Annotated in this window: 16 protein-coding genes; 10 read left to right on the top strand and 6 right to left on the bottom strand. The window is 70.6% G+C overall.

Annotated features, from left to right (window positions below; all coding sequences use genetic code 11):
• The first annotated feature begins 77 nt into the window (after positions 1-77).
• A complete protein-coding gene (locus tag ABT352_RS39510; RefSeq protein ID WP_350950189.1) occupies positions 78-1,616 on the top strand; it encodes an MFS transporter in 1,539 nt (512 codons plus the stop codon).
• A gap of 61 nt (positions 1,617-1,677) precedes the next feature.
• On the opposite strand, the gene ABT352_RS39505 is transcribed toward ABT352_RS39510, so the two are convergent.
• Positions 1,678-4,443 carry a helix-turn-helix transcriptional regulator gene (locus ABT352_RS39505; RefSeq protein ID WP_350950188.1) on the bottom strand — a complete coding sequence of 922 codons (2,766 nt, stop codon included), beginning with the start codon at positions 4,441-4,443 and terminating at the stop codon, positions 1,678-1,680.
• A gap of 623 nt (positions 4,444-5,066) precedes the next feature.
• Between ABT352_RS39505 and ABT352_RS39500 the strand changes: the two genes are divergently transcribed.
• Positions 5,067-5,864 carry a thioesterase II family protein gene (locus ABT352_RS39500; RefSeq protein ID WP_350950187.1) on the top strand — a complete coding sequence of 266 codons (798 nt, stop codon included), beginning with the start codon at positions 5,067-5,069 and terminating at the stop codon, positions 5,862-5,864.
• A 361-nt stretch (positions 5,865-6,225) separates the two neighbouring features.
• On the opposite strand, the gene ABT352_RS39495 is transcribed toward ABT352_RS39500, so the two are convergent.
• The 4 genes from ABT352_RS39495 to ABT352_RS39480 all read right to left on the bottom strand — a co-directional run bounded on the left by ABT352_RS39495 (position 6,226) and on the right by ABT352_RS39480 (position 11,137).
• Positions 6,226-7,086: a 3-hydroxybutyryl-CoA dehydrogenase gene (locus ABT352_RS39495; protein ID WP_350950186.1), complete on the bottom strand. Its 861-nt coding sequence runs from the start codon at positions 7,084-7,086 to the stop codon at positions 6,226-6,228.
• Positions 7,083-8,096, bottom strand: coding sequence for a 3-oxoacyl-ACP synthase III family protein (locus tag ABT352_RS39490; protein WP_350950185.1), 1,014 nt, complete (start codon positions 8,094-8,096; stop codon positions 7,083-7,085). Before ABT352_RS39490 ends, ABT352_RS39495 begins: the two co-directional genes overlap by 4 nt.
• A gap of 6 nt (positions 8,097-8,102) precedes the next feature.
• On the bottom strand, positions 8,103-9,464 hold the full coding sequence (gene ccrA, locus ABT352_RS39485) for a crotonyl-CoA carboxylase/reductase (RefSeq protein ID WP_350950198.1): 1,362 nt from the start codon (positions 9,462-9,464) through the stop codon (positions 8,103-8,105).
• A gap of 203 nt (positions 9,465-9,667) precedes the next feature.
• A complete protein-coding gene (locus tag ABT352_RS39480; protein ID WP_350950184.1) occupies positions 9,668-11,137 on the bottom strand; it encodes an acyl-CoA carboxylase subunit beta in 1,470 nt (489 codons plus the stop codon).
• A gap of 811 nt (positions 11,138-11,948) precedes the next feature.
• On the opposite strand from ABT352_RS39480, the gene rfbC reads away from it, so the two are divergent.
• From rfbC to ABT352_RS39460, 4 genes are all read left to right on the top strand, one after another.
• Complete coding sequence (gene rfbC / locus ABT352_RS39475; protein WP_350950183.1) at positions 11,949-12,578, top strand: dTDP-4-dehydrorhamnose 3,5-epimerase; 630 nt, start codon at positions 11,949-11,951, stop codon at positions 12,576-12,578.
• Between the two features lie 25 nt (positions 12,579-12,603).
• Positions 12,604-13,728 (top strand): DegT/DnrJ/EryC1/StrS family aminotransferase, encoded by a 1,125-nt coding sequence (locus ABT352_RS39470; protein ID WP_350950182.1) that lies wholly within the window; start codon positions 12,604-12,606, stop codon positions 13,726-13,728.
• A 156-nt stretch (positions 13,729-13,884) separates the two neighbouring features.
• The gene (locus tag ABT352_RS39465) at positions 13,885-14,784 is read left to right on the top strand and encodes a proline iminopeptidase-family hydrolase (RefSeq protein ID WP_350950181.1); all 900 of its coding nucleotides are present in this window, start codon (positions 13,885-13,887) and stop codon (positions 14,782-14,784) included.
• 4 nt (positions 14,785-14,788) lie between these two features.
• A complete protein-coding gene (locus ABT352_RS39460) occupies positions 14,789-15,739 on the top strand; it encodes an ACP S-malonyltransferase (RefSeq protein WP_350950180.1) in 951 nt (316 codons plus the stop codon).
• Positions 15,740-15,787: 48 nt separating this feature from the next.
• Here ABT352_RS39460 and ABT352_RS39455 read toward each other — a convergent pair whose 3' ends face one another.
• Positions 15,788-16,036: an acyl carrier protein gene (locus ABT352_RS39455; RefSeq protein ID WP_350950179.1), complete on the bottom strand. Its 249-nt coding sequence runs from the start codon at positions 16,034-16,036 to the stop codon at positions 15,788-15,790.
• A gap of 263 nt (positions 16,037-16,299) precedes the next feature.
• On the opposite strand from ABT352_RS39455, the gene ABT352_RS39450 reads away from it, so the two are divergent.
• The 4 genes from ABT352_RS39450 to ABT352_RS39435 all read left to right on the top strand — a co-directional run.
• On the top strand, positions 16,300-17,838 hold the full coding sequence (locus ABT352_RS39450) for an AMP-binding protein (protein ID WP_350950178.1): 1,539 nt from the start codon (positions 16,300-16,302) through the stop codon (positions 17,836-17,838).
• 291 nt (positions 17,839-18,129) lie between these two features.
• Complete coding sequence (locus tag ABT352_RS39445; RefSeq protein ID WP_350950177.1) at positions 18,130-19,662, top strand: AMP-binding protein; 1,533 nt, start codon at positions 18,130-18,132, stop codon at positions 19,660-19,662.
• A complete protein-coding gene (locus ABT352_RS39440) occupies positions 19,659-20,882 on the top strand; it encodes a type III PLP-dependent enzyme domain-containing protein (protein ID WP_350950176.1) in 1,224 nt (407 codons plus the stop codon). Before ABT352_RS39445 ends, ABT352_RS39440 begins: the two co-directional genes overlap by 4 nt.
• A gap of 210 nt (positions 20,883-21,092) precedes the next feature.
• On the top strand, positions 21,093-26,800 hold a 5,708-nt coding region (locus ABT352_RS39435), incomplete at its 3' end, for a beta-ketoacyl synthase N-terminal-like domain-containing protein (RefSeq protein WP_350950175.1).

The raw sequence follows: 26,800 nt of genomic DNA, 5'->3' as shown, positions 1-26,800 counted from the left end.
CCGTTGTGCTCTCCGAAGAGTTGTGCGTACGATGTATGCATCTATTTGATGTACGAAGTACCCAAGGAGTTGTAGTCATGACACAGGGCGTAGCCACAGCCGGGCGGAGGGAATGGCTCGGCCTCGCGGTGCTGGTCCTGCCCGTCCTGCTCATCTCCGTGACCGTGACGGTGCTGTACTTCGCGCTCCCCTTCCTGAGCGCGGACCTCGCGCCGACCGGTTCCCAGCTGCTGTGGATCGTCGACATCTACGCCTTCCTGCTGGCCGGTCTGCTGATTCCGATGGGCACCCTGGGTGACAGGATCGGCCGCAGGAAACTGCTGCTGATCGGTGCCACCGCGTTCTGTGTCACGTCGGCCGTCGCCGCCTACGCCCCCAGCGCCGAGCTGCTCGTCGTGGCCCGCGCCCTGCAGGGCGCGGCGGCGGCGAGCCTGATGCCGCCGACCCTCGCGCTGATCCGCAACATGTTCCATGACCCCGGACAGCGCCGGATGGCCATCGCCGTGTGGGCCGCGGGCTTCGCCGGAGGCAGCGTGCTGGGACCGATCGTCGGAGGCTGGCTGCTGGAGCGTTTCTGGTGGGGATCGGTGTTCCTGATCAATGTGCCGGTCATGGTCCTGCTCCTGCTGCTGGGACCGATCGTGCTGCCGGAGTACCGCGACCCCCGCCCCGGAAGGTTCGACCTGCTCAGCGCCCTGCTGTCGCTGGCGGCCCTGCTGCCGACGGTCTACGGGATCAAGCAGTTCGCCGCCGACGGCTTCGAACTCCAGGCCCTGACCGGCGTGATCGTCGGGCTGGCGTTCGGTGTCGTGTTCCTGCGCAGGCAGCGGTTGCTGCCCGACCCGATGCTCGACCTGAGACTGTTCTCCAGCCGGCCCTTCAGCATGTCGCTGATCACGAGCACACTCGCGATCTTCGCCCTGGTGGGGCTGTTCTACTTCATCGCCCAGTATCTGCAGATGGTGCTCGGACTGCGGCCGTTCACCGCGGGGTTGCTCACCCTGCCCGCGGCCGGTGCGGCCCTCGCCGGTTCCGTACTGGCCGCCGTGATCGCGAAGTGGGCGCGTCCGGGATTCATCATGGGCGGCGGCATGGCGCTCGCCGCCGGAGGCTTCGTCGTGATGAGCCTGATCGACGTGGACTCCGAGCGGTGGTTTCTCGTCAGCGGTCTGCTCCTGCTGGGATCCGGCATCGGAGCAGTGCAGGCGGTGGCATCCGACATGATCGTCGCTGCCGCCCCGCCGGAACGCGCCGGTTCGGCGTCCGCGGTCATGGAGGCCGCCACCGAACTCGGGGGCGCGCTCGGTATCGCGATCCTGGGCAGCGTCGGCCTGTCCGTCTACGGCGAGAGGTTCGCCGCCTCGGCGCCCGTCCTGCCCCCCGAAGACGCCGAGGCGGCGCGCGAGACCCTCGGCGGTGCGCTCGGGGTGGCCGCGAGGATGCCGGAGCAGACCGGGGCGGCCCTGCTCGACGCCGCCCGTTCGGCCTTCACCGGCGGCATGCAGGTGGCCGCCGTCCTCGGAGCCGTCATCATGGCGTTGACGGCGGTTCTCGCCACGATCCTTCTCCGATCGGTACGAGTGGACACCTCGCAGGTGGACGGTCGTACCGAGTGACCCTCGCCGCCCGTGCCCCCGGAAGCCCCGGCCGGACGGGCACGGGCGGCGAGCCGGTCATTCACATCTGCGAGAACTGCGCCGGCAGATCCCTGCGGCCTTTCACGTTGAGCTTGCGGTAGATGCGGGTCAGATGCTGCTCCACGGTGCTGACGGTGATGTAGATCTTTCTGGAGATCTCGCGGTTGGTGTAGCCGAGCGCGGCGAGCGAGGCGACGCGCTGCTCGGCGTCGCTGAGCACGTTCATGCTCTCCAGACCGTCGCCGCCGTCGTAGCCGTCGCTGTTGTGCCGTACGGCCTGCCGCAGCGGCTCGGCCCGGCACTCGCCGGCCACGCTGTCGGCACGGTAACCGATCATCCGTGCCTTGTTGGGCTCGCCGAGCTCGTTGAGGGTGTGGGTGAGGTCGACCAGCGCGTAGGCCATCTCCAGGCGGTCGCCCGCGCTCTGGAGCGTGTCGATCGCCTCCCGGAGCATGGACGGACGCTGCCTGAGGTCGCTGGTGGCGGCGAGGAGACGCTGTGAGATCCCCCGTGTCCTGAGCGAGTCGCCGCCGGACAGCTCGTAGGGCTGCTCCAGCAGGGTCCGTGCCTGTTCCCGCTGTTCCAGCTGGAGCAGGGCGGCCGCGGCGCCGTGACGCCACGGCACCAGCGCCGGGGTGTCCAGATTCCAGGCACGCATCAACCGCCCGCAGGTGGAGAAGTCGTTGAGCGCGGCGTGCGAGTGGTTCGTCGCCAGATAGTAGTGGGCACGGGCCTGCAGATAGTGGAGCCCGAAGTGGGTCTGGAAGATCGCGTTGGGCACCGGCCATCTGAGATGGCGCTCGGCGACGTCGTACTTACCCATCTCGGTGGTGGCGCGGATCAGTACGGCGAGTGGCAACGCGACGAGGACGCCCAGGCTCCGGGGCGGCAGGATGTCCAGTGCGGCACGCGCGTACTCCTCGGCGGTCAACAGGTCCCCCTGGCGGATGGCGATGCTCGCCCGCAGGGAGGCGAGCAGCGCCCGCCAGGTGGGGGAGCGGCGCCGCACGGCCTCCGAGTACAGGAGGTCGCACCAGAGCGCGGCCTTGTCGGGGCGGTCGGAGTAGACCAGGGCGAGGAGCGCCGCCCCCACGGTCTCCAGGTTCACGTCGTCCAGCGAGGTGGAGTGCAGCACGCGTTCGGCGGTCCTGAGCGTGTTCTCGTCCGGGCCGTCGCGCAGGACGCCCGCGAGCAGAGCCGCCGCCCGCGAGTGCGGACCGCTCTCGACCGTCGTCCACGTCGTCCACGCCGGCCTCGTCACGGAGTCGGCGCTCGCGACGACGCGGGCACGGGCGAGGACCGGGGGGTGGATGCACGACAGCCGGTGGCGGAGGACGTCGAGCCAGGCCGCCTCCTCGTCGGCGCAGGGTTCGCCTGCCAGCTCGGTCAGCCGTTCGAGCACCTCCACGGCCTCGTCGTGCTGCCCGTGCCAGAGCAGGAACCCCAGCAGGGTGTCCAGCTCGTCGAAGCCCAGCCTGTTCTCGCGGGCGTCCGCGACGAGCCGGTCGACGTACCGGTTGGCGGCGGCGGGGTTGAGGCGCCACTCCGCCCGGGCGAGCATCGCCGTGGTCGTCGTGCGCTGCCGGTCGTCGTCGCACAGCTGCAGGGCGAGCTTCAGGCACTGGACCGCGAACTCGTGCCGGTCGTTCGTGAGCGCCTGCTCGGCGGCCTCGCGGAGCTCGGCCAGTGCCCAGGACTCCCGGAAGCGGGGCGAGCCGATGAGATGTTCGGCGACCACGGTGGCCGCGGCCCCCTCCGCGTGGAGAAGCCGCGCGGCGAGCCGATGCATTTCCTGGCGCCGATGCGGGTCGAGGTCGTCGAGCACGGCGGACCTGGCCGCGGGGTGCCGAAAACGTAGCGAGTCAACAATGCCGATGACACCGAGACGGTTCAGCGCCTGGTTCACCATTGTCGTCGTGATGCCGAGTAACTCCGAGAGAAGAGTCGGCAGGGCGAGGTCCCCAAGTATCGCGAGCCCGTGGGCGACCAGCAACATGGTGGGATCGCTGCGGTGCAGGAGAGCCCGGACCGATCGGGAGAATGCGTCGGAGACGATGAGGTTATCCGGTTCGCCGGCACTCCTGTAGTCTTCCATTAATGCCTTGACCAGCAGCGGGTTGCCTCCACTCACATTGTGGGCCGCTGGGCCGAACTTGACCGCCGCAGTGTTGCCGACAAAAGCGGACAGTGTCTTGATGACGCCTCGCAGGGAAAGCGGTGCCAGTGTTATGCGCTCGTAGTGAGGATGGCGCATAAGGTTTATCTCGAGATGCGGATCCATTCCCTGAAGGCCCTCTGTGGCCGTCAGTAGAATAAGCACGTTGGCACTCTTCTGCCGATGGACGAAGTTGAGCAGAAGCTGCCAGGAAAGGGAGTCCGCGTATTCGATGTCGTCCACGGTGATGAGCACGGTATTCGACTTGGAGAGTTCGAGGACAATGGTCCACAGGCCCTGGGTGATACGGAGCCAATCGGACTCCTCGGGGCGCTCACCGGACGACTTCGCCCCGAGCACGGCGTCCTCGATGAGCTGTGCCGCTCGGAAGGCGTGGTCGATGGGGAGTGCCGCGTTGTGGAAGATCTGGCTCACCACGCCGAGGGGCACCTTCTGGTCCGCCCCTGAGCAGGTGGCGCTCAGCCAGGTGACCTTCGACTCGGCGGCACTGCGACCGAAGGCGTACACCAGCTCGGTCTTGCCGGTCGCGGTAGGGCTCGTGATCGTCGCCACCCGGCCACGGCCGCGCGCACAATCCGAAAGCAGGTTTGTGAGAAAAGTGGTTTCGTTGTCCCGCTCGATAAGTATCATAGGGCTCCCCGTCCACCCTAGATGAAAGCAGATGATGGAACGATAACACCCGGCTGGTAAGAGAAGGAAACCTATATTTGCCGGTAGGTGACGTCAACCTTTCCTCTTTTCCGACGGAACTGCCGACGGCGGTAGGATGCCATTTCAGAATTTCATCACGGCGCTGTCCATGATTTCGTCATTCTCTCGCACCTAATTTCATCACGGCATCCAGAATGCTTAACCGGGCGGTAACCCCGTATCCGCCCCAGCGGGATCATCTATGGCTCTCGGCGAAAATGCAAACCCCCTATTAACCCTTATCGATGGGGTTGATTTAGGGGGGCGCGAAGGGCTGCTTCCCTGGATCGTCGCAGGCGACCTTGGATATCCTTCCGCATGCCGACGGCCAGATGTTGCCGTAATGTGATTGGCGTATGACGGTGGGTGACGAATGCTTACGGGAGTGCAGGGCGAGATGGATTATATTCCTTCCGAGGTATTGATGTGAAAGAGGTCGGTGATTTTGGATCTATCGGAGACCTGATTCCGGCTGTCGGAAAGGACGCCGGTGACCGGTCGTCCTGGACGGCGGGATCGAGACGCGCCGGCCGGAACGCGATGGTCGAGACGGGGTGGGAGTCATGAGCGCGGTCAAGGACGGCGACGACATGTGGATCCGGCGCCTCCTTTTCGGGCAGGCGGGGGAGCGGGCCGAGCGGGCACCGGCCACGCTGGTCTGCTTCCCGCACGCCGGGGGCTCCGCGAGCTTCTACCTTCCGGTCGCGCGCCTCGCCCCGCCCACGGTCGAGGTGCTCGCGGTGCAGTATCCGGGCAGGCAGGATCGGCGCGCCGAGAGGTGTGTCGAGGACATCGACGAGCTGGCCGACCGGATCGTCGCGGCACTACCGGCCCGGGCCGTCACGCGCCCCCTGGCGCTCTTCGGGCACAGCATGGGGGCTCTCGTCGCCTTCGAGGTGGCCCGCAGGCTGGAGAGGCGCGGTACGGCGCCGCTGGAACTGTTCGTCTCGGGGCGGCGCGCCCCGTCGATCCACCGGGACGACCGGGCGCACCTGCGGCCGGACGACGGGCTCCTGGCCGAACTGCGCGCACTGGGCGGGACCGCCACGACGGTGCTCGGCGACGACGACTTCATGCGGGCGATGCTGCCCGTGGTGAGGAGCGACTACCGGGCCGTCGAGACCTACCGCCACCGGCCGGGGCCAGGGCTGTCGTGCCCGGTCACCGCACTGTCCGGCATCGACGACCCGAAGGCCCGCCCGGACGACGTGCGGGCGTGGCGCGACCATACGCGGTCGCGGTTCGAGGCGCGGTTCTTTCCCGGCGGCCATTTCTACCTCACCGACCACGTCGAGGAGATCGTCGCCCTCGTCGCCGGCCGCGTCTCGTCGGCCCTGCTCGCCGCGGACTCGCGCCGCTGAGGCCCTGCCCGGGGGCGTCACGCGCCCTCTCCGTGTTGAAATGACGTCTTTCGCTTTTCGTGTATCGCCCGCTCTGTGTTGAAATGGCCGCCCGCCGCGCGGAAACGACCGTGCCCTCGCGTCGAAACGCTTCGCCGCGCCCCCGTCCCGCGACCCTGTTTCGTGCCCTCGTCCCGCGCGCCCACCCGTGCTCGCGCACGGACACGCGCGGGCGTGGACGGGCATGGGCGGGCATGGACGGGCGACGTGCCCCGGCCACACGCCCCGACCATGTGCCCCGGCCACACGCCTCGTCCCCGCGCACAGACGCGAGAACGGCGCCGGACCGTGTCCAGGCGCCGTTCCAGGGAGCGGAAGGATATCAGGAGTAGACGTGGAATCCCCGGCCGGTCTTCTTGCCGAGGAGGCCGCCCTCGACCATGCGCAGCAGTATCGGCGGGGGCGCGTACTGCGGCTCCCTGAACTCCCCGTACAGCGCGCCGGCGATCGAGGCCACCGTGTCCAGCCCGATCAGGTCGGCGAGCCTCAGCGGACCCATCGGGTGCGAGCAGCCCAGCACCATCCCCTTGTCGATCACGTCGGCGGTGGCGAACCCCGTCTCCACCATCCGGATGGCCGACAGCAGGTACGGGATGATCAGGGCGTTGACCACGAAGCCCGCCCGGTCGGAGGAGCGGATCGCCTGCTTGCCGAGCGTTCCGGTGACGAACGCCTCCGCCCGTGCCAGGGGCTCGTCCTCGGTGAGCAGCGACCCGATCAGCTCCACCAGCGGCATGACGGGCACGGGATTGAAGAAGTGCACGCCGACCACCTGGCCGGGCCGCTCGGTGGCCCTCGCCATCCTGATGATCGGGATGGACGACGTGTTCGACGCCAGGATCGCGTCCGGATCCTCCACGATCTTGTCCAGGGCGCGGAACAGGTCGAGCTTGGTCGGCTCGTGCTCGGGGACGGCCTCGAAGACGATCTGCCGGTCGCCCAGATCGTAGAGGTCGCAGGTGAAGGAGACCCGTTCCAGCGCCTCGCTTCGCTCCGTCTCGGTGATCGTCGCCTTGCGCAGCCCGCCGTCGAGGGATCTCAGCAGCCGCTGCCGTCCCCGGTTCATCGAGGCGCCGCTGGAGGCCACGACCCGCACGTCCAGCCCCGCGCGGGCGCACACGTCGGCGATACCCGAGCCCATCAGCCCGCATCCGACGATACCGACCCTGTGGATGTCGCTCATCTCGTCTCCAGACGTGTGGTCGCCGACCAGCGAATCAGGCTCGTGCCCATCGACATGCCGCCGCCGAAACCGGCGAGCAGCACCAGGTCGCCGTCGCCGAGCATGCCCGCTCTGTTGGCCTCGTCGAGCGCCACCGGCACCGAGGCGCTTCCCATGTTCCCGTAGCACTCCACGGTGCGCGGGGTGTGCGCGCCGGTGAGCCCGCAGCGCTCCACCAGCTCGCCGAGCAGCGCCCCGTTGGCCTGGTGCGGCACGAAGGCGTCGACCTGGTCGAGGCCGTACCCGGCACCGACCACCAGCCTTTCCACCGCGGGCGGGACGTTCTCCATCACGAAGTCCCGCACCCCGCGGCCGTCCATCCTGAAGTAGTGCTCACCGGCCGCGACGGTCTCGTGCGAGGCCGGGAACCTGCTGCCCCCGGCCTTGACGCCGATGAGCCCGCTCGCCTCGCCCCGGCTGGACAGGTCACAGGCGATCATCCCGTACGGCTCGGGCACCATGCCGACCAGGGCGGCGCCGGCGCCGTCCCCGAAGAGCACCGAGGTGCGGCGATCGGTGAAGTCGAGACAACGCGAGTAGAGGTCCGCGCCCACCACGAGGGCGTAGGTGTCGGGCTGGAGCGAGAGCAGGGCCTTCGCCAGGGCGAGGCCGTACACGAACCCGCTGCACACGACGTTGATGTCGAAGCAGGCGGCGCCGTAGGCGCCGAGCGCGTTCTGCACGAGGTAGGAGGTGGGCGGTTGCGGGTGGTCACCCGTCGAGGTGGCGACGATGACGTAACCGATCCGGTCGACGTCGACGCCGGCCTGTTCGATCGCGCTCATCGCGGCCCGCGCCGCGAGGTCCGAGGTCGCCTCGTCCCGCGCGGCGTACCGCCGGAAGGAGATCCGGGTCTTGCGCAGTATCCATTCCGGGGTGACACCGGCTCGTTCCGCGATCTGCGCGTTGCCGACCTCCTCCTTCGGAAGGTACGAGCCGGTCGCCAGGATTCCGGCGGTTCGCCTGGTCACGGTCGCCTACACCTTTCCGGCGAGGAGGGGCGTGTCGCGCGAGGCCGACGGGTCTCGCAGCGGGTTCAGCCTCTCCTCGCCGAGCCTGGCCCGCAGTTCGGGATCGGTCACGCCGAGGCCGGGCTCGGGGGCCATGCACAGCACGCCCACCTTGCCCAGGTGGGTGTTGGTCTGCACCAGCCGGGCGGCCTCGGCGACCTCCGCGAGCGGGTACAACGACGACAGGGTCGGCACCAGCTTGCCGAGTTCGAACAGCCGCAGACACTCCCACAGCTCCTGCATGTTGGCCGCGTGGCTGCCGATGATGCGCTTGAGGTTCATCCAGAGATAGCGGTTGTCGAACCGGTGCTGGTAGCCCGTACTGGAGCCGCAGGTGACGACCGTGCCGCCGCGGCGGGCCACGAACACCGAGATCCCGAACGTGGCCCGGCCGATGTAGTCGAAGACGATGTGCGGGTCCCCGCCCGCCCGCTCCCGGATGATCTTTCCGAGGCGTTTGCCCAGCTCGATCGTCCGCTCCGGGCTGCCGGGGGCGTCGCCGCCCATTCCGATCTCGCCGCGGTTGATGACGATGTCGCAGCCGAGCCGTTCCAGGGCCGCGGCCTTCGACGCGGAGCCGACCACCCCGACCGGGATGCCGCCGCCGTTCTTCACCATCTGCACGGCGTATCCGCCGAGCCCGCCGGTCGCGCCCCAGATGAGGACAATGTCGCCCTGCTTCATGTCCGCCCCCTGGCGGCTGACCAGCATGCGGTAGGCCGTGCCGGCGCACAGCGTGATGCTGGCGGCCTCCTCCCAGGTGAGATGGGCGGGTTTGGGGATCAACTGGCTGGCGCGCACCACCGTGTAGTGGGCGAGCGCCCCGAAGTTCGTCTCGTAGCCCCAGGCGCGCTGCTCGGCGCCGAGCATGCCGTCGCCGTGCGTCGCCGGCTCCTGGTCGTCGACCTGGATCGGGCTCACCACGACGCGGTCGCCCACCCGCCAGCGGCGCACTCCGACGCCGGCCCGTACGATCACCCCGGCGCAGTCGGACCCCACGACGTGATAAGGAAGGTCGTGCCTGGTCGCGAACCCGCCGGTGGCGCCGAACCGCTTCAGGAAATTGAACGTCGGCAGCGGCTCGAAGATCGACGACCAGACCGTGTTGTAGTTGATGGAACTCGCCATCACCGCGATCAGGACCTCGTCGGGGGCGAGCTCGGGCATCGGCACCCGCCCGACGCGCATCGACTTGCGCACGTCCTTGTCCTCGATGCCGGTGAACATGTCGACGTCCTCGATCCGCAGGTGGGCGGCGAGGTAGTCCTCCGGCACCGGGGTCCGTGCCAGCTGGTCGGGGGACGCCCCGCCGAGCACGGCCTCGGCCATCGGATCCGCGGTGAGGGCCGCCGGAGTCGTCCGGCGTGGGAAGGGCAGGTCGGGGGAAACGGCGTTCATCGGAATCCACCGGCTCCTTTCGGTGTGGTGGGTCTGCCTGCGGCGACGGCCCTCTGCGGGCGGGCCCGCCTTCGGCCATGAAGTGGTCTTGCCGCGACGGTCACGGGACTCGAGGGAGAGATCGGGGGAGAGGTTCAGAGCGGGATGTTCCCGTGCCGGCCACGCCGGGCCGGGGCGGCGGCGAGGGCCTCGGCGATCCTGCGCCGGGTGTCCACCGGGTTGATCACCTCGTCGACGACACCGAGGGAGAGGGCGCGGTTCACCCCGCCCGCGGTACGGACGTGCTCGTCGACGAGCCGCAGCCGCAGCGCCTCGCGTTCGTCGTCAGGGGCGGCGGCGAGCCGCTTGCGGTGCAGCACGCCGACCGCGGCCTCCGCGCTCATCACCGCGACCTTCGCGTCAGGCCAGGCGAACACCGCGGTGGCGCCCAGGGACCGGGAGTTCATCGCGATGTACGCCCCGCCGTAGGACTGGCGGGTGACGAGGGTGACCCGTGGGACGACCGCCTCGGCGAAGGCGTGCAGGAGCTTGGCCCCGCGCCGGATCACTCCACCCCACTCCTGCCCGACACCCGGCAGGTAGCCCGGCACGTCCACGACGACCACCAGCGGCACCCCGAACGCGTCGCACATGCGAACGAACCTGGCCGCCTTCTCCGCGCTCAGCGAGTCGAGGCAGCCGCCCTTGCGCAGCGGGTTGTTGGCGACCACGCCGACCGACCCCCCGGCGAGCCGGCCCAGGCCGACGACCACGTTCGCCGCCCAGCGGGGCTGCATCTCCACGAAGGGGGCGCCGGGGTCGAGGATCTCGCGCAGCAGGGGGCGCACGTCGTAGGCCCGGCGAGGGTTGTCCGGCAGCAGTGCCCGAGGGTCCGTTCCCTCGCGCGCCGCGGCGACGTCGAAGACGGACCGGCGGGTGAGGAGATCGACGGTCCGGCGCGCCTGTTCGTAGGCCTCGGCCTCCGAGGCGACCACCACGTGCGCCACACCGGACTTGCCGCCGTGCGCGACGGTCCCGCCGAGGGATTCCATGTCGATCCGCTCACCGGTGACGGCGCGCACCACGTCGGGTCCGGTCACGAACATCCGGCCGGCCTCCGACATGATCACCACATCGGTGAGCGCGGGCCCGTACGCGGCGGCGCCCGCCGCCGGGCCGAGGACCACCGACACCTGGGGCACCCGGCCGGAGGCTCTGGTCATCGCGGCGAACATCCGGCCCACGCCGTCCATCGACTCGACGCCGTCGGCCAGCCTGGCGCCACCGGAGTGCCACAGGCCGATCACCGGTGCCCCCTCCAGCAGGGCCGTGTCGATGGCGTTCACGACCCTGGCGCTGCCCGCGGCGCCCATCGCGCCGCCCATGTCGGTGGCGTCGGTGCAGTAGGCGATCACATCGATGCCCGAGACGCGGCCCCGCACGGCGGACACACCGCTGGCGTCCGCCTCGTGCAGCGGGACCAGGGAGCCCGGGTCGAGCAGCCGTGCCAGGCGGACGGCCGGTGCGCGCTGGTCGAGCTCGGGCTCTCGGTGGGCGAGCTCGGGCTCTCGGTGGTCGAGTTCCGGTCCCCGCTGAGTGCTCGGATAGCCGACGGTCAGTGCCATAATCCATTCCCAAGAAAAGTCGACACGGTGAAGGGCGTTTTTCCTTGCACGTGGGGCACCCCCATCGAAATCAGGTACGGGCGCGATCGGCGGCCGGCGGCCAGGAGGGTTTCGCAGTCACCGCCACAGGGGTTCGCAGTTTTTACCCGTCATGTGGGGGAAACGCTATATGTCGTCCAGGTGAGCACCAACCCTTATCTCACCCCTAACGGATTGTCCATCCGAATGGCCGCGCCGCGCCGGTCGCGCGGCGCCGGATCCTCCCGCGGTGCCGGTCGGGGCCGGCCGGGGCCGGTCGGGGAGACCGAGCCCTCCGCCGGTGCACGTCAGCGGCCCCGGGCGGAGATGCCGGCACCTGTTCGCAGATCAGGAGCGTGCGGAGCCTCCGCCGCTGGCCGGCCCGTCGCGGACGCCGTGAGCTGAACGGTCCCGCGTGCCTCGTTAAGGGGCAGGTAGGGGTTGTCCCGCGCGGTGCCGCTGACAACCATGAACGGTGTCAACGAGAAACGGCGCCGGACGTGTGATCCAGTTCGCCGAGCCTCTGTGAAACACGTCCATCCCCTTCCGAAGGCAGGCGGCGGAAAGGCGGGGCACGAGAGGGGCCGGCGCGGAACACGTTTCCGGGAATGCCGATTCGCGATGAATTCGCATTCGACCGGGCGTGATTCGACGATGCGCGTTCCGATGGTGCGAGGAAAATCTCCGGTGACATCCGGAGAGACCGAGTGCGGTTTTTCTGCGTGTGGTCAGAGGCTTCGCGGGCCCGCGCGTGTTCCCCGGCACATGGCAGGCTCCCAGAAAGGTTCCGGACATGGAGATCCACCAGCTTGAGGTGGACGGCTCGTTCCTGATCAACCCTCAGATCTTCACGGACGACCGAGGGCTGTTCCTGGAGGTCTTCAACCAGCCCGCGTTCCACAAGGCCATCGGTCATCCGCTCTCGGTCGCCCAGGTCAACTGCTCGCTGTCCCGGCGCGGGACGATCCGCGGGTTGCACGCGACGGCCCTTCCCGGCCAGGCCCGCTACGTGACCTGCGCCCAGGGGGCCATCGTCGACATTCTCGTCGACATCCGGGTCGGCTCGCCCACGTACGGCAAGCACGTCGCGGTCACGCTGAGCGCCGAGAACCGCCACGCCCTCTACCTGGCGGAGGGCCTGGCGCACGGATTCGCCCCGCTGACCGAGCACGCCACGGTCGTCTACCTGTGCTCCAGCACCTGGTCACCCGAAGGTCAGATCCAGATCGACCCGCTGGACGAGGAACTGGCCCTGCCCTGGCCGCGGGGGCAGCGGCTGCTGCTGTCGGAGAAGGACCGGGTGGCTCCCTCGCTGCGGGAGGCCGCCGAGCAGGGCATGTTGCCGACGTACGCCGACTGCAAGGCGAGGTACGCGGAACTCGACGGCCTCGGCGCCCACGGCGAATACGCCTTCACCGGATGAAACACCGCGAAGTCTGGAGCCAGCGATGATCCCACTGTTCAGTGTGTCGATGTCCGCCGACGCCCCGGCCGCGGTCGCCCAGGTCCTGGGCAGCGGCAGGATCGGCCAGGGGGCCAAGGTCGAGGAGTTCGAGAGCGCCCTGGGCGCGGCCATCGGCAACCCCAGGGTGGCCACCCTCAACAGCGCCACGGCCGGCCTGCACCTGGCACTGCGCCTGGTCGCCGGCGACGGCCGGCCCGGTGGCGACCCCGAGGGCGAGGTGCTGTCCACGCCGCTGACCATGGAGGCCACCAACTGGGCGATCCTGGCCAACGGGCTGCGCATCCGCTGGGTCGACATCGATCCGGCCACCCTCAACGTCGACCTGGACGACCTGGCCCGCAAGATCTCGCCCAGGACGCGCGCCATCATGGTCGTGCACTTCGCCGGCTACCCGGTCGACCTCGACAGGCTGGGGGAGATCCTCGACGAGGCCGAGGCCAGGTTCGGGTTCCGGCCGGCGGTGATCGAGGACTCCGCGCACGCCTGGGGTGCCACCTACCGGGGCAGGCCGCTCGGCAACCACGGCAACATCTCCGTCTTCAGCTTCCAGGCCATCAAACACCTCACCTCGGGCGACGGCGGCGCGATCGTGCTGCCCACCGACGAGGCGCACGAGCGCGCCCGGCTGCTGCGCTGGTTCGGCATCGACCGCACCGCCGACCGGCTCCGCAACCCGCCCGACGTCCTGGAGTGGGGCTTCAAGTTCCACATGAACGACATCAACGCCTCGATCGGCCTGGCCAACCTCGCGGGCGTGGACCGGGTCCTGGCCAGGCACAGGGAGAACGCCGCCTTCTACGACCGTGAGCTCGCCGGGATCCCCGGGCTGGAGCTGACCGAACGGGCGGGCGACCGGGAGTCCTCCTTCTGGATCTACCCGATGAAGGTCGAGGACCGGGAGTCGTTCATGAAGCGCATGGACGATGCCGGGATCATGGTCAGCAACGTGCACGAGCGCAACGACCTGCACACCTGCGTACGCGAGTACTCGGCGCTGCTGCCCAACCTCGAACGCGTCGCCCCGCGCGTCGTGTGCGTCCCCGTCGGCTCGTGGGTCACCGACGAGCAGCGCGGCCACGTCGTCGACACGATCAGGAAGGGGTGGTGACGCCCCCGTCACCCGGGCGGCCGGGTGCCCCTCCGCCCGCGGAGCCGGATGCGCGAGGGCACCGGGCTCCCGGAGACCGCCGGGAGCGGGGAGGCGCCCGTCGCGCCCCGGCCCTGAGTCCGTTCCCGGCACGCCGATCCGGTGAGGGAGGTTCACATGTCCACAGCCCCCAGCGCCAAGGGAACCGTGCCGTTCGGTGAGCACCGGACCTGGTACCGGGTGACCGGCACTCCCAACTCGGGGCGGCCGACCGTGGTCGCCCTGCACGGCGGCCCCGGCAGCACCCACGACTACCTGGTCGGCATGGCGGTGCTCGCCGAGTCGGGATGGCCCGTCGTCCACTACGACCAGCTGGGCAACGGCGGCTCCACCCACCTGCCCGACGCGAGCACGGACTTCTGGACGCCGCGGCTCTTCCTCGACGAGCTGGACAACCTGCTGCGACGACTGGGCGTGGACGGCGACTACGTGCTGTTCGGCCAGTCGTGGGGCGGCCTGCTCGCGGCGAAGCACGCCTCCGCCCGGCCTGCGGGCCTGCGCGGTCTGGTGGTCGCCAACGCCCCCGCCTCGTATCCGCTGTGGCTGAGCGAGATGCGGGTCCTGCGCGACAGGCTGCCGCCCGGCGTCGACGACACGCTGCGTAAGCACGAGGCCGCGGGCACGACGGACTCCAAGGAGTACTTCGACGCCATGATGGTCTTCTACAACAGGCACGTCTGCACGCTCCGGCCATGGCCGCGCGAGTTCGTCGCCACGTTCATGGAGATCTACAACGATCCCACCGTCTACTACGCGATGAACGGGCCCAGCGAGTTCCACGTGATCGGCTCGCTGCGCGACTGGGGGGTCGTCGACTGCCTGCCCGACATCGAGGTGCCCACGCTGGTGATCTCCGGGCGGCACGACGAGGCCACTCCCGCCACGGTCCGGCCGTACGCCGAGCTCGTCCCCGGCGCGCGCTGGGAGATCTTCGAGGACTCCAGCCACACTCCGCACCTGGAGGAGCCGGAGCGTTTCATCGCGGTCATGATCGAGTTTCTCAAGAGTTTGGAATAGCCATATGGAGACCGGCGCCAAGGCCGTCACGGCGATCGTCTTTCCCGGCATGGGCCCCACCAGGTTCGCCGACGTCGCCGGGTTCATGCTCGACAACCCCTCGGCGCGGCGGCTGGTCGCCCTCGCCGACGACGCGCTCGGCTACTCGCTGGTCGACCGCTTCCGCGACTCGGGAGACGACTACACGGAGGCGGCCCAGGTCGCGTTCATGGTGAACTGCCTCGCCCTGGCCGACTGGGCGGAGCGGGAACTCGGCGTCGAGCCCGAGGTGTGCGCGGGCCCCAGCTTCGGAGGCAAGGCGGCCGCGGCCTACTCGGGCGCGCTTTCCTTCGAGGACGCCGTGCGCATGACCGCGGGGCTGGCCCGCGTCACCGAGGACTACTTCGGCCGCGAGCACACCGACGTCGTCACCCACTCCTTCGTCCGCGTCCCCGAGCCCGCGCTGAAGGAGGTGCTGGCGGAGCTGGACGCGGGGAACGAGTGGTACGACCTCTCCTGCCGTGTCGACCACGACTTCCACATGCTGTCCCTGCGTGAGCGGCGGGTCGAGTGGCTGCAGGGGCGGGTGCGCTCCCTCGGAGGTCTCTCCCTCTACACCATGCGGCCCCCGATGCACTCGGCCGCGTTCGAGCCGCTGCGGCGCAGGGCCGCGGAGGAGGTCCTCGACGGCCTGCGTTTCGCCGATCCGCGCCTGCCGGTCGTCGACGACCACGACGGGACCGTGCTGAGGACGGGGGAGGCGGTGCGGACGATGCTGCTGGACGGCTTCGTCCGGGCGCTGTGCTGGCCGGAGGTGGTGGCCACCCTCCGGGAACTCGGCGTGACCAGGGTCTGCGTCGCCGGGCAGGACAGCCTGTTCGGGCGGGTGCCGGTCACGACGAGGAACTTCACGGTGGTCCCGGTGAATCCCCGGGTGGCGACGATGTCGCAGCCGGTACGGCGCTCAGGTGCGTGAGAGGGCCCGCGGATCCGCCGGGAGGTGTCCCGCGGGCACCCTCACCGGTCAGGCGACGGGCCTGAACATCCCGGACAGCGCCTTCCAGAGGGTCCCCGGCGTCTCGAAGGTCTCCATGGTCAGCGCCTCGTCCCTGAACCTCACCCCGTACTCCTCCTCCAGGGTGGCCAGCAACTCGACGATGCCGAGGGAGTCCAGCCCGAAGTCGGCCAGGCCGGTGTCCTCCCGGATCCTCTCGTCGGCGGGCAGAAAGGGGAGCTGCCTGCGCAGGGTTTCCTCGAAACGATCGTCCCACATGGCAATCGATTTCCCTTCTCAAGGAGAGTCGCGATGAGCGGGCGTACGAAAAGGAGGGGAGCGGGGCCGTGGTTCGCGGAATTCGCCGTCGAAGCCGGTGCCCGTATCGGGAGACGCTGTGGAATCAGCCCTTCCGGTTTTGAATCTAGCGCGCGTGCGCTTCGATGTCCACCGGGCCGGCCGGAATCAATTGAATTATCTCCGCACTTTCCGTAAAGCGTATCCGAATAGCTACAGATACTCGTCGAGATCTTAGGATGGAAATGAACGGAGAAAGCTCGCACGCCCTCTACGCGCGTTTCCTGCGCGGCCTGGAGGCGTCTCCGGGACGGGCGGCCTTCCGTGTCGACGGTGCCGTCGCCACCTACGCCGAGGTCCACCGTTCGGCGCTGCTGTGGGCCGGCGCGCTGTCACTCCTGGCCCCCTCCCGGCCCGGGGCCGTCGGGGTGCTCGCCGCCAAGGGGGCCACCTCCTACACCGGCGTCCTCGCCGGACTGTTCGCCGGGGCGACCGTCGTGCCGCTGCAGCCGGACTTCCCCGCGGCCCGCACCCGGCAGATGATCGAGGCCGCGGGGGTCTCCACGCTGATCGTCGACGGTCGTGGCAGGGCGCGAGCCGCCGAGCTGCGCGAGGCGGGGCTGGACGTCGCGGTCCTCGAACCGGCGATCACCTCCTTCGACCCGGAGTGCGCGCTCGCGCGCCCGCGTCCGGTCGCCCCCTCCGACGTCGCGTACGTGCTGTTCACCTCCGGATCCACCGGGCGCCCCAAGGGGGTGCCGATCACCCACGGCAACACCGCCCACTACTTCGCCCTCCTTGACGCGCGCTACGACTTCACCCCGGACGACGTCTTCTCGCAGACCTTCGACCTGACCTTCGACTGCGCGATGTTCGACCTGTTCTGCGCCTGGGGCGCCGGGGCCACGGCGGTCGCCGTACCGCCGCACGCCTACCGCGACCTGCCGGCCTTCCTGCGGCAGCAGGGCGTCACGGTGTGGTTCTCCACGCCGAGCGCCATCTCCATGGTCCGCAGGACGGGTCGTCTGGAGCCGGGCGCGCTGCCCGGCCTGCGCTGGAGCTTCTTCGCCGGCGAGGCGCTGAAGTGCGCCGACGCCGCCGACTGGCAACGGGCGGCGGACGCCTGCGCGCTGGAGAACCTCTACGGGCCGACCGAGCTCACCATCACCATCGCCGGTCATCGCTGGGACCAGGAGACCTCCCCGGCTCTGGGCGTGAACGGCATGTCGCCGATCGGGACCGTCAACGACGGGCACGACCACGTGCTCCTGGACGACGAGGGCCGGCCCGCCGAGGTCGAGGGCGAACTGTGGATCACCGGGCCGCAGACCACCCCCGGCTACCTCGACCCCGCCGACGACGACGGCCGGTTCGTCGAGCGCGACGGGCGCACCTGGTACAACACCGGCGACCGGATCCGCCGGGCGGCCAACGGCGAGCTGGTCTACCTGGGCAGGGCCGACGCGCAGGTGCAGGTGCAGGGCTGGCGGGTGGAGCTCGCCGAGATCGACCACGCCATGTGCGGCTGCGAGGGGGTCGACGACGCGGTGACCGTGAGCAGCACCATCAACGGCGTCACCGAGCTCGTCGTGTTCTACACCGGGACGCCCTCGCGCCCGGCCGACCTCGCCGCCGGGCTCCGCCGGGTCCTGCCGCCGGGCATCGTCCCCCGCCACTACCGGCACATGGACGAGCTGCCGCTGAACCCCAATCGCAAGGTCGACCGCGCGGGCCTGCGCGACCGGGCCACCACCGTGCTCGCCGGTGCCGGCCGGTCCGTGTGACGGTCGCCGGAAACGGTGTGACCCATGGATACGGAATTTCACGCGCCAGGTCCCGCGACGCCGCACCCAATGGCGCACAGGACGGTGAATGTGTTCTCCTGAAAGCCGTCCCGGAAAAGGGGTCCGAGCATGCGTGGATGGTCTCGGAATCCTTTAGGGGGGCCGTAGGGGTGTGGGGTCAGGGGAGTGCCGGGGTAACGTTTCCATGTATTTGTTCGGCTCCTACTTATTGAGTAAGCGGTATGAGAGCCGGAGTGAATTCTTTTTTCATTCAGGAACGGGAGAGTCGCGTTGGAAGGCTTGGTACCCGGGACACCGCCGCTGCGGTCGGATCTCCTGCACCACCTGCTGGACGACGCCGCGGCCGCGGGCCCGGCCGATCCCGCGGTCCGCGACTCGCGGGGCGCGTGGAGCTATCAGCGGGTCGTCGAACTCAGCCACGCCTTCGACGGCTGGCTGGCGGACCGGGGGGTGATCCCCGGCGACCGGGTGATCGTCCAACTCCCCAACCGGCGTGAGGTGGCCCCCATCGTCTACGGCGTCTCCAGGCGCGGCGCCGTCCTCGTGCCGCTGAACCCCGGCATGAAGCCCTTCCACCTGGGATCGGTCCTGAAGGACTCCGAACCCGCGCTGGTCATCGGGACCGGGAACTCCGCGGAGACCGTGCGGGAGACCGCCGCCGAGGTGCCCGTACACGACATCGACGAGATCTGGGCCGAGATCGAGGAGCGGGCCGGCCGTCCCGCCGAGCACGAACCCGTCAAGATCTTCCCGGAGGACGTGGCGATCCTCATCTACACCTCGGGCAGCACCGCCGCACCCAAGGCCGTGGTGTGCCCGCACGCCAGGGTCACCTACGCCGCCTCCGCCATCAACGCGGTGCTCGGCTACCGGCGAGGCGACGTGGTCTTCTGCCGCCCGCCGATGTCCTTCGACTACGGCCTGTACCAGATCTTCCTGTCCGCCCTCGGCCACGCGGAGCTGGTGCTGGCCGGTGACGAGCCGGACCTGGTGCTGCTCCGGCAGATCCGCGAGTGCGGAGCCACGATCGTCCCGGTCGTCCCCTCCCTGGGCGCGATGATCGCGACGCTGGCCAGACGCGCCCCCGGCTCCGCGCCCACCGTGCGGATGTTCACCAACACCGGGGCGGCGCTGCCGGCCGCGACCATCGACAGCCTGCACGAGTCGTTCCCCGGCGCGCGGGTGGTCCGGATGTACGGCATCACCGAGTGCAAGCGCGTCACCATCATGGAACCGGAGCTCGACGCCGAGCGCCCCGGCGCGTCCGGCAGGCCGCTGCCGGGCACCCGGGTGCTCATCCTGGACGGCGAGGGCCGCCCGGTGCCCCCGGGGGAGGTCGGGGAGATCGTCGTGGCCGGGCCGAACGTGATGGCCGGCTACTGGCGCGACCCCGTCCTGACCGCGCGTGCCTACCGCCCCGACCCCGACACCGGCGAGGTGCGCCTGCACACCGGCGACTACGGACGGCTCGACGAGGACGGCTACCTCTACTTCCAGGGGCGGCGTGACGACATGTTCAAACGCAAGGGCACCCGGATGAGCACGGTGGAGATCGAGGCCGCCGCGATGGACATCCCCGGCGTCACGGCGGCGGTCGCGCTGCCCCCTGACGAGCACCGCGACCTCGTCGTGTTCGTGGAGGGCGACCTGCCCTCCCACGTGGTGCTGCGCGAGCTGGCCAGGCGGCTGGAACCGCCGAAGGTGCCCGCCGCCTGCCACGTGCTCGACAGGTTCCCCCTCACCCTCAACGGCAAGAACGAGCGCAAGCGGCTGGCGTCGCTGCTGGAGGAGAGCGCGCGATGACGCGGAACGCGGACCTTGTCGCCAGGTACGGCTCCCCGCTGTACGTCTACGACCTCGACCGTGTCACGGCCGCCCGTGACTCCCTGCTGTCCTCGCTTCCCGAGGGCTTCGAACTCTTCTTCTCCTTCAAGGCCAACCCGCACCCGCAGATCGCGCGGGCGCTGCGCGGGACCGGTGAGCGCGGCTGCCTGGCCGAGATCAGCTCGACCGGCGAGCTCACCGCCGCGCTGGAGGCCGGTTTCACCGGCCCCGAGATGCTCTACACCGGGCCGGGCAAGACCCACGAGGAGCTGCGGGTCGCGATCGGCGCCGGGGTCACCTCGTTCTCCGTGGAGTCGCCGAGCGACCTGCGGCATGTCGGAGAGGTCGCGACCGGGTACGGCGTGGTCGCCGACTGCCTGCTGCGCGTCAACAGCGCCACCTCCAGCGCCGCCACCAGCATCAGGATGACCGGCACGCCGTCGCAGTTCGGCATCGACAGCGAGACGCTGCCGGAGCTGATGCCCGAGCTGCGCGCGGTGCCCGGCACCCGGCTGTTCGGGGCCCACCTGTTCTCACTGAGCAACGCCAAGGACGAGGAGAGCCTCGTCGGCGAGTTCCGCCACACCATCTCCGTCGCCGCGCGACTCCGGCGGGAGGTGGGCCTGCCCGTCCACCTCCTGGACATCGGCGGGGGATTCGCCGCCCCCTACCTCTCGCCGGGAGAGCGGCCCGCCTACCCCAACCTCCGCGCGGAGCTGGAGGACGTCCTCGACGAGGAGTTCCCCGACTGGCGCCGCGGCGTCCCCCGGATCGCCTGCGAGTCCGGCCGTCACCTGGTCGGCGACTGCGGGGAGCTGCTGTGCACCGTGGTCAACATCAAGGAGAGCCGGGGCCGCAAGTTCGTCATCCTCGACGCGGGCATCAACACCCTCGGCGGCATGTCAGGACTGGGCCGGCTGTTGCCGGTGTCGGTGCGGCTGGAGGAGGCCGACCCCGCCGAGCGGGAGGTCGCGACCCTGGCGGGGCCGCTGTGCACGCCGGGCGACGTGCTCGGCAAGAACGTGCCGCTACCGGTGCTCGAGGTCGGCGACGTGGTGAGCATCCCCAACGCCGGCGCGTACGGGATGACCGCGAGCCTGCTGATGTTCCTCGGGCGCCCCGCGCCCACCGAGGTCGTCGTACGCGGCGGCGAGGTCGTGTCCGCCTCGCGCGTCGAGTTCACCAGGAAATACGACTGAGATCCCACCGGCCCCGACCTCGGTGGGCCGAGCCCCTGCTGAGCCCCTGCTGAGCCCCTGCTGAGCCCCTGCTGAGCCCCCGCCGGGCCCTGACCTCGGCGGCCCGAGTCCCGGCAGGGCGGAGCGGCGGGGCCGTCCGGCGCGGACCCGCGGTGGTCTCCGCCGACTTCGAAGATCTATACGGCTTTTCACACGACGTGGAGTGGACCGATGAGCGAGTCCGAGCAGTTCGTTTCCAGCACCTCCGACGCGGCGGGCGGCAGGCGGGGAGAACCTTCGGCGTTCGCGACATCCCTCGCGGACCTGCCCGTCGAGCGGCGGCTCGGCTTCCTGGTCGGGCTCGTGCACGACCTGACCGTCGAGATCCTGGGGAACATGCTCCCGTACGCGCCCGAGGAGGTGAACCCCGACCAGGCGTTCAGGGAGATGGGCTTCGACTCGCTCGCCGCCGTCGAACTGCACGACCGGCTGGCCGAGCGGATCGGCGCGGAGCTGCCGATGACGATCGCCTTCGACCACCCCACCCCGGCGGCCGTCGCCGCCTACCTGTTCACCGAGGTCCTCGACCTGGCAGGGGAGAGGATCTCCGAGGTCCACGCGGCCGCCGGCTCCGACGAGCCGATCGCGATCGTCGGCATCGGCTGCCGCTACCCGGGCGGCGTCGCCACTCCCGAGGAGCTGTGGCGGCTCGTCGCCGAAGGGCGCGAGACGGTCACCGGGTTCCCCACGGACCGAGGGTGGGACCTGGGCCGGCTGTTCGACGACGACCCGGCGAAGTCCAACACCAGCTACGCGCGCGTCGGGCACTTCCTGCACGACGCCGCGGAGTTCGACCCCGACTTCTTCGGGATCAACCCGCGTGAGGCCGAGGCGATGGACCCGCAGCAGCGCCTCGTCCTGGAGACCGCCTGGGAGGCCTTCGAACGAGCCGGTATCGACCCGCGTTCGCTGAAGGGCAGCCAGACCGGCGTGTTCATCGGCGCGGAGCCGCAGGACTACGGTCCCCGGCTGGACAAGGCGCCCAGGGAGGTCGAGGGATATCTCGTCACCGGCAACGCCACCAGCGTGGTGTCGGGCCGCATCGCCTACGCCCTCGGCCTGGAAGGCCCGACCCTCACCGTCGACACCGCCTGCTCCGCCTCCCTGGTCGCGATCCACCTCGCCTGCCAGTCGCTGCGGACGGGCGAGACCTCGCTCGCCCTCGCCGGCGGCGTGACCGTGATGTCCACCCCCGGTACCTACACCGCGTTCAGCCGGCAGGGCGTGATCGCCGCCGACGGCCGCTGCAAGGCGTTCTCCGCCTCCGCCAACGGCACCGGCTTCTCCGAGGGCGTCGGCGTCATCGTGGTCGAGCGGCTCTCGGACGCGGTGCGCGCCGGGCACCCGGTGCTGGCGGTCATCCGTGGCTCGGCGATCAACCAGGACGGTGCCAGCAGCGGGCTGACCGCGCCGAACGGCCCCTCGCAGGAGCGGGTCATCCGCCAGGCGATGGCGAACGCCGGACTGTCCAGCGGGGACGTCGACGTGGTCGAGGCGCACGGCACCGGCACCAAGCTGGGTGACCCGATCGAGGCGCACGCCCTGCTGGCGACGTACGGGCGCGACCGCGGCGACGCCCGGCCGCTCAAACTGGGCTCGATCAAGTCGAACATCGGCCACACCCAGGCGGCCGCCGGTTCAGCCGGTGTGATCAAGATGGTGATGGCGATGCGGCACCGCGTGCTGCCCCGCACCCTGCACGTCGACGAGCCCTCCCCGTACGTCAACTGGTCCGTCGGCGCCGTCGAAGTGCTGACCGAGGACCTGCCCTGGGACAAGTCCGGCGCCCCGCGCCGGGCCGCGGTGTCCTCCTTCGGCGTCAGCGGCACCAACGCGCACGTGATCCTGGAGGAGCCCCCGACCGCCGAGCTCGTCCCGGACGGCGTGGACGGCGAAGACGGCAAGGACGGCGTGGACGGCGAGATCACAGCGCCGGCCGCCGTCGCGCAGGAGCGGATCGAGCCCGCCGTGGTGCCCGCCGCGGTGCCGGTGGCGCTGTCGGCCAGGGGAGGAAAGGCGCTGCGCGACCAGGCCGCGCGCCTCGCCGCCCACGTGGCGGCCCACGAGGACCTGGGACTGGTCGACATCGGACACTCCCTGCTGACCACACGGTCGGTGTGGGACCACCGCGCCGTGGTCGTCGCCGGGGACAGGCAGGAACTGCTCGCCGCCCTCGCCGCCCTCGCCGAGGGCGAGTCGGCCCCCGGCGTGGTCGAGGGCGTCGCCTCCACCGGGGAAGGCCCGATCTTCGTCTTCCCCGGCCAGGGGTCCCAGTGGGCGGGAATGGCCGCAGAGTTGCTCGACTCCTTCCCCGTCTTCGCGCGGAGCATGGCGGAATGCGCGGCGGAGATCGAGACCCACGTGGACTGGAGACTGCTCGACGTGCTGCGCGGCGCACCGGACGCGCCCTCCCTGGACCGGCTGGACGTGGTCCAGCCGGTGCTGTTCGCGGTGATGGTCTCGCTCGCCGCGCTCTGGGAGTCCTACGGGGTGAGGCCCGCCGCCGTCGTCGGCCACTCGCAGGGCGAGGTGGCCGCCGCGTACGTGGCCGGAGGACTGTCGCTGGCCGACGCGGTACGCGTGATCGTGCTGCGCAGCCGGCTGTTCACCGAGACCCTGCTGGGCAAGGGCGGAGTCGCCGCGGTCGCGCTGCCCGCCAACGAGGTCGAGCGGCGGCTCGCCCGCTGGCACGGCAAACTGTCCGTCGGAGGCAAGAACGGCCCCTTCTCCTCGACCGTGGTCGGCGACGCCGGCTCCCTGGCCGAGCTGGTCGCCGAGTGCGAGGCCGAGGGCGTGCGCGCCCGCGTGATTGCCTCCTCGGTCGCCTCACACTGCGCCCAGGTCGATCCGCTGCGCGAGCGGCTGCTGGAACTGCTCGCCCCGGTCTCCCCGAAGACCGGCCACACCCCGTTCTACTCGACGGTGACCGGCGGCCTGCTCGACACCGCCGAGCTGACCGCCGAATACTGGTTCGGCAACGCCCGCTACCCGGTGGAGTTCCACCAGGTGGTCCGGACGCTGCTGGCCGAGGGACACCGCGTGTTCCTGGAGTCGAGCCCGCACCCGGTGCTCGTGATGAGCGTCCAGGACACGATCGACGAGGCCGGCGTCGACGCCTCCGCCTTCGGCTCGCTGCGCCGCGACGAGGGCGGCCCGCGCCGTTTCCTCGCCTCGGCGGCCGAGGCCCACGTCCGCGGCCTGAGCGTCGACTGGGAGCAGGCGTTCGCCCCGTACGGCCCGCGGCGGGTCGACCTGCCCACCTACGCCTTCCAGCACCGACGCTTCTGGCTGGACGCCGGCGTGTCCGGAGGCGACGTCACCTCGGCGGGGCTGGTCGCCGCCGAGCACCCGCTGCTGGGCGCGGCCGTGATGCTCGCCGACTCCGACGGGGTGCTGTTCGCCGGCCGTCTCTCGCTGCAGACCCACCCCTGGCTCGCCGACCACGCCGCCTCGGGCACCGTGCTGCTGCCGGGTACGGCGTTCGTGGAGCTGGCGGTGCGCGCCGGTGACCAGGTGGGGTGTGGGACGGTGGACGAGCTGGCCCTGGAGGCGCCGCTGCCGCTGGGGGACGACGGCGTGCAGGTACAGGTGTCGGTGGGGGCGCCCGACGGGTCGGGCCGCCGTCCGGTCGCCGTCCACTCGCGCTCGGAGAGCGCCCCGGTCGACGCCCCGTGGACCCGTCACGCGACCGGTTTCGTGATCCCGGCCGGATCTCCGGAGGTGTTCGATCTCGTCGAGTGGCCTCCGGCGGGTGCGACGCCGGTGGAGGTGGACGGCCTGTACGAGCGGCTCGCGGGCCAGGGGTACGGGTACGGCCCGGTGTTCCAGGGGGTGCGGGCGGCCTGGCGGCGCGGTGAGGAGATCTTCGCGGAGGTGGACCTGCCCCAGGGGGTGGCCGCCGACGCCGGGAGGTTCGGCCTGCACCCGGCGCTGCTGGACGCCGCCCTGCACGCGGAGTCGCTGCTGGAGGGCGAGCAGGAGGCCGCGGGGCGTGGCGTGAGCCTGCCGTTCGCCTGGAGCGGGGTCTCCCTCTACGCCACAGGCGCCTCCACCGTGCGGGTGCGGCTGTGGTCGGAAGGCCCGGACACCGTGTCGCTGCGGCTGGCCGACACCTCGGGGGCCGCCGTCGCCTCCGTACGCTCGCTGGTCTCGCGCCCCGTCTCCGCCGAGTCGCTCTCCGCGGCCGCCGCCTCGCACCACGACTCCCTGTTCCGCCTCGACTGGGCGGTGCTGCCGGTGGTGGAGACGTCGGGGGCGACCGGGGCCGCCCTGCTCGGCCCCGACACGCACGGCCTGCGGACGGCGGGCGTGGTGAGCGGGGAGTTCGCCGACCTGGCCTCGCTCGCGGGCACGGACGCGGTTCCCGACCTGGTGTTCACCTCCTTCCCGGGAACCGGGACCGACGCGGATGTGGCGGGCGAGGCACGACAGGCCACCCGCCGGGCGCTGGGGCTGGTGCGGAAGTGGCTCGCCGAGGAGCGGTTCGGGTCGGCGCGGCTGGTGGTGGTGACCAGGGGCGCCGTCGCGACCGGGCCCGGTGAGGACGTGCGCGACCTGGCGAACGCACCGGTGTGGGGCCTGCTGCGGTCGGCGCAGTCGGAGAACCCGGATCGCATCGTGCTGGTGGACCTCGACGAGCACGACGTGCCGGGCGCGGCCCTGCTCGCGGCCGCGGGCTCCGGCGAGCCGCAGCTGGCCGTACGGTCCGGCACGGTGCTCGTCCCCCGCCTGGCGCGGGCGGCGGGTGGGGACGGGCTCGCGGTGCCGGCGGGGGTGGCCGAGTGGCGGCTGGACGCGCCGGTCAAGGGGAGCCTGTCGGACCTGGCGCTGGTCCCGGCACCCGAGGCGGCGAGGGCACTGGAGGCCGGCGAGGTGCGGGTCTCCATCCGCGCGGCCGGGCTCAACTTCCGGGACCTGGTCGTCACCCTGGGCATGGTGCCCGAGAACGACGAGCCCATCGGCGGAGAGATCGCCGGCGTGGTGCTTGAGGTCGGTGCCGGGGTGGACGACCTGGCGCCGGGTGACCGGGTCTTCGGTCTGCTGGACGGCGCGTTCGGCCCGGTGGGGGTGACCGACCGGCGGCTGCTCGCGCCGATTCCCGAGGGCTGGACCTTCGAGCGGGCCGCGTCCGTCCCGGTGGTCTACCTCACCGCCTACTACGGGCTCGTCCAGCTCGGCGGCCTGAGCTCCGGGGAGTCGGTGCTGGTGCACGCGGGTGCCGGTGGGGTGGGTATGGCGGCGGTGCAGTTGGCGCGGTATCTGGGGGCGGAGGTGTTCGCGACGGCGAGTCCTGCCAAGTGGGGGGTGTTGCGGTCGTTGGGGCTGGATGAGGAGCACATCTCCTCGTCGCGGGATCTGGACTTCGAGGAGCGTTTCCTGGGGGTGACGGGTGGTCGCGGGGTGGATGTGGTGCTGAACTCGCTGGCGCGTGAGTTCGTGGACGCCTCCTTGCGCCTGCTGCCCCGAGGCGGCCGCTTCCTGGAGATCGGCAAGACCGACCTGCGCGCCCCCGAGGAGGTCGCCGCCGCCTGTCCCGGAGTCGACTACATCCCGTACTCGCTGATGGAGGCGGGGCTCGACGGCCTGCGCGACATGTTGGCGGAGGTGCTCGATCTGTTCGGGCGGGGGGTGTTGCGGCCGTTGCCGGTGCGGTCGTGGGATGTGCGGCGGGCGGCGGAGGCGTTTCGGTTCCTGGCGGGGGCGCGGCATGTGGGCAAGGTGGTGTTGCGGATGCCGCAGGTGTTCGGTCCGGGGGGGACGGTGTTGGTGACGGGTGGTACGGGGTTGTTGGGGGGGTTGGTGGCGCGGTATCTGGTGGGGGTGTGTGGGGTGGGTCATGTGGTGTTGGTGAGTCGGCGGGGGCGTGGGGCGGAGGGGGT

Origin of the sequence: Streptosporangium sp. NPDC000563 (assembly GCF_040299985.1) — a bacterium.
Classification (GTDB): Bacteria; Actinomycetota; Actinomycetes; order Streptosporangiales; family Streptosporangiaceae; genus Streptosporangium.
This window is presented reverse-complemented; position numbering and strand designations above follow the sequence as displayed.

Bases quoted from the DNA above. Each gene is read 5' to 3' on its own strand.
- ABT352_RS39510 (WP_350950189.1), top strand. From the start codon at position 78: ATGACACAGGGCGTAGCCACAGCCGGGCGGAGGGAATGGCTCGGCCTC.
- ABT352_RS39505 (WP_350950188.1), bottom strand. From the start codon at position 4,443: ATGATACTTATCGAGCGGGACAACGAAACCACTTTTCTCACAAACCTG.
- ABT352_RS39500 (WP_350950187.1), top strand. From the start codon at position 5,067: ATGAGCGCGGTCAAGGACGGCGACGACATGTGGATCCGGCGCCTCCTT.
- ABT352_RS39495 (WP_350950186.1), bottom strand. From the start codon at position 7,086: ATGAGCGACATCCACAGGGTCGGTATCGTCGGATGCGGGCTGATGGGC.
- ccrA (WP_350950198.1), bottom strand. From the start codon at position 9,464: ATGGCCGAGGCCGTGCTCGGCGGGGCGTCCCCCGACCAGCTGGCACGG.
- ABT352_RS39480 (WP_350950184.1), bottom strand. From the start codon at position 11,137: ATGGCACTGACCGTCGGCTATCCGAGCACTCAGCGGGGACCGGAACTC.
- rfbC (WP_350950183.1), top strand. From the start codon at position 11,949: ATGGAGATCCACCAGCTTGAGGTGGACGGCTCGTTCCTGATCAACCCT.
- ABT352_RS39470 (WP_350950182.1), top strand. From the start codon at position 12,604: ATGATCCCACTGTTCAGTGTGTCGATGTCCGCCGACGCCCCGGCCGCG.
- ABT352_RS39465 (WP_350950181.1), top strand. From the start codon at position 13,885: ATGTCCACAGCCCCCAGCGCCAAGGGAACCGTGCCGTTCGGTGAGCAC.
- ABT352_RS39460 (WP_350950180.1), top strand. From the start codon at position 14,789: ATGGAGACCGGCGCCAAGGCCGTCACGGCGATCGTCTTTCCCGGCATG.
- ABT352_RS39455 (WP_350950179.1), bottom strand. From the start codon at position 16,036: ATGTGGGACGATCGTTTCGAGGAAACCCTGCGCAGGCAGCTCCCCTTT.
- ABT352_RS39450 (WP_350950178.1), top strand. From the start codon at position 16,300: ATGAACGGAGAAAGCTCGCACGCCCTCTACGCGCGTTTCCTGCGCGGC.
- ABT352_RS39440 (WP_350950176.1), top strand. From the start codon at position 19,659: ATGACGCGGAACGCGGACCTTGTCGCCAGGTACGGCTCCCCGCTGTAC.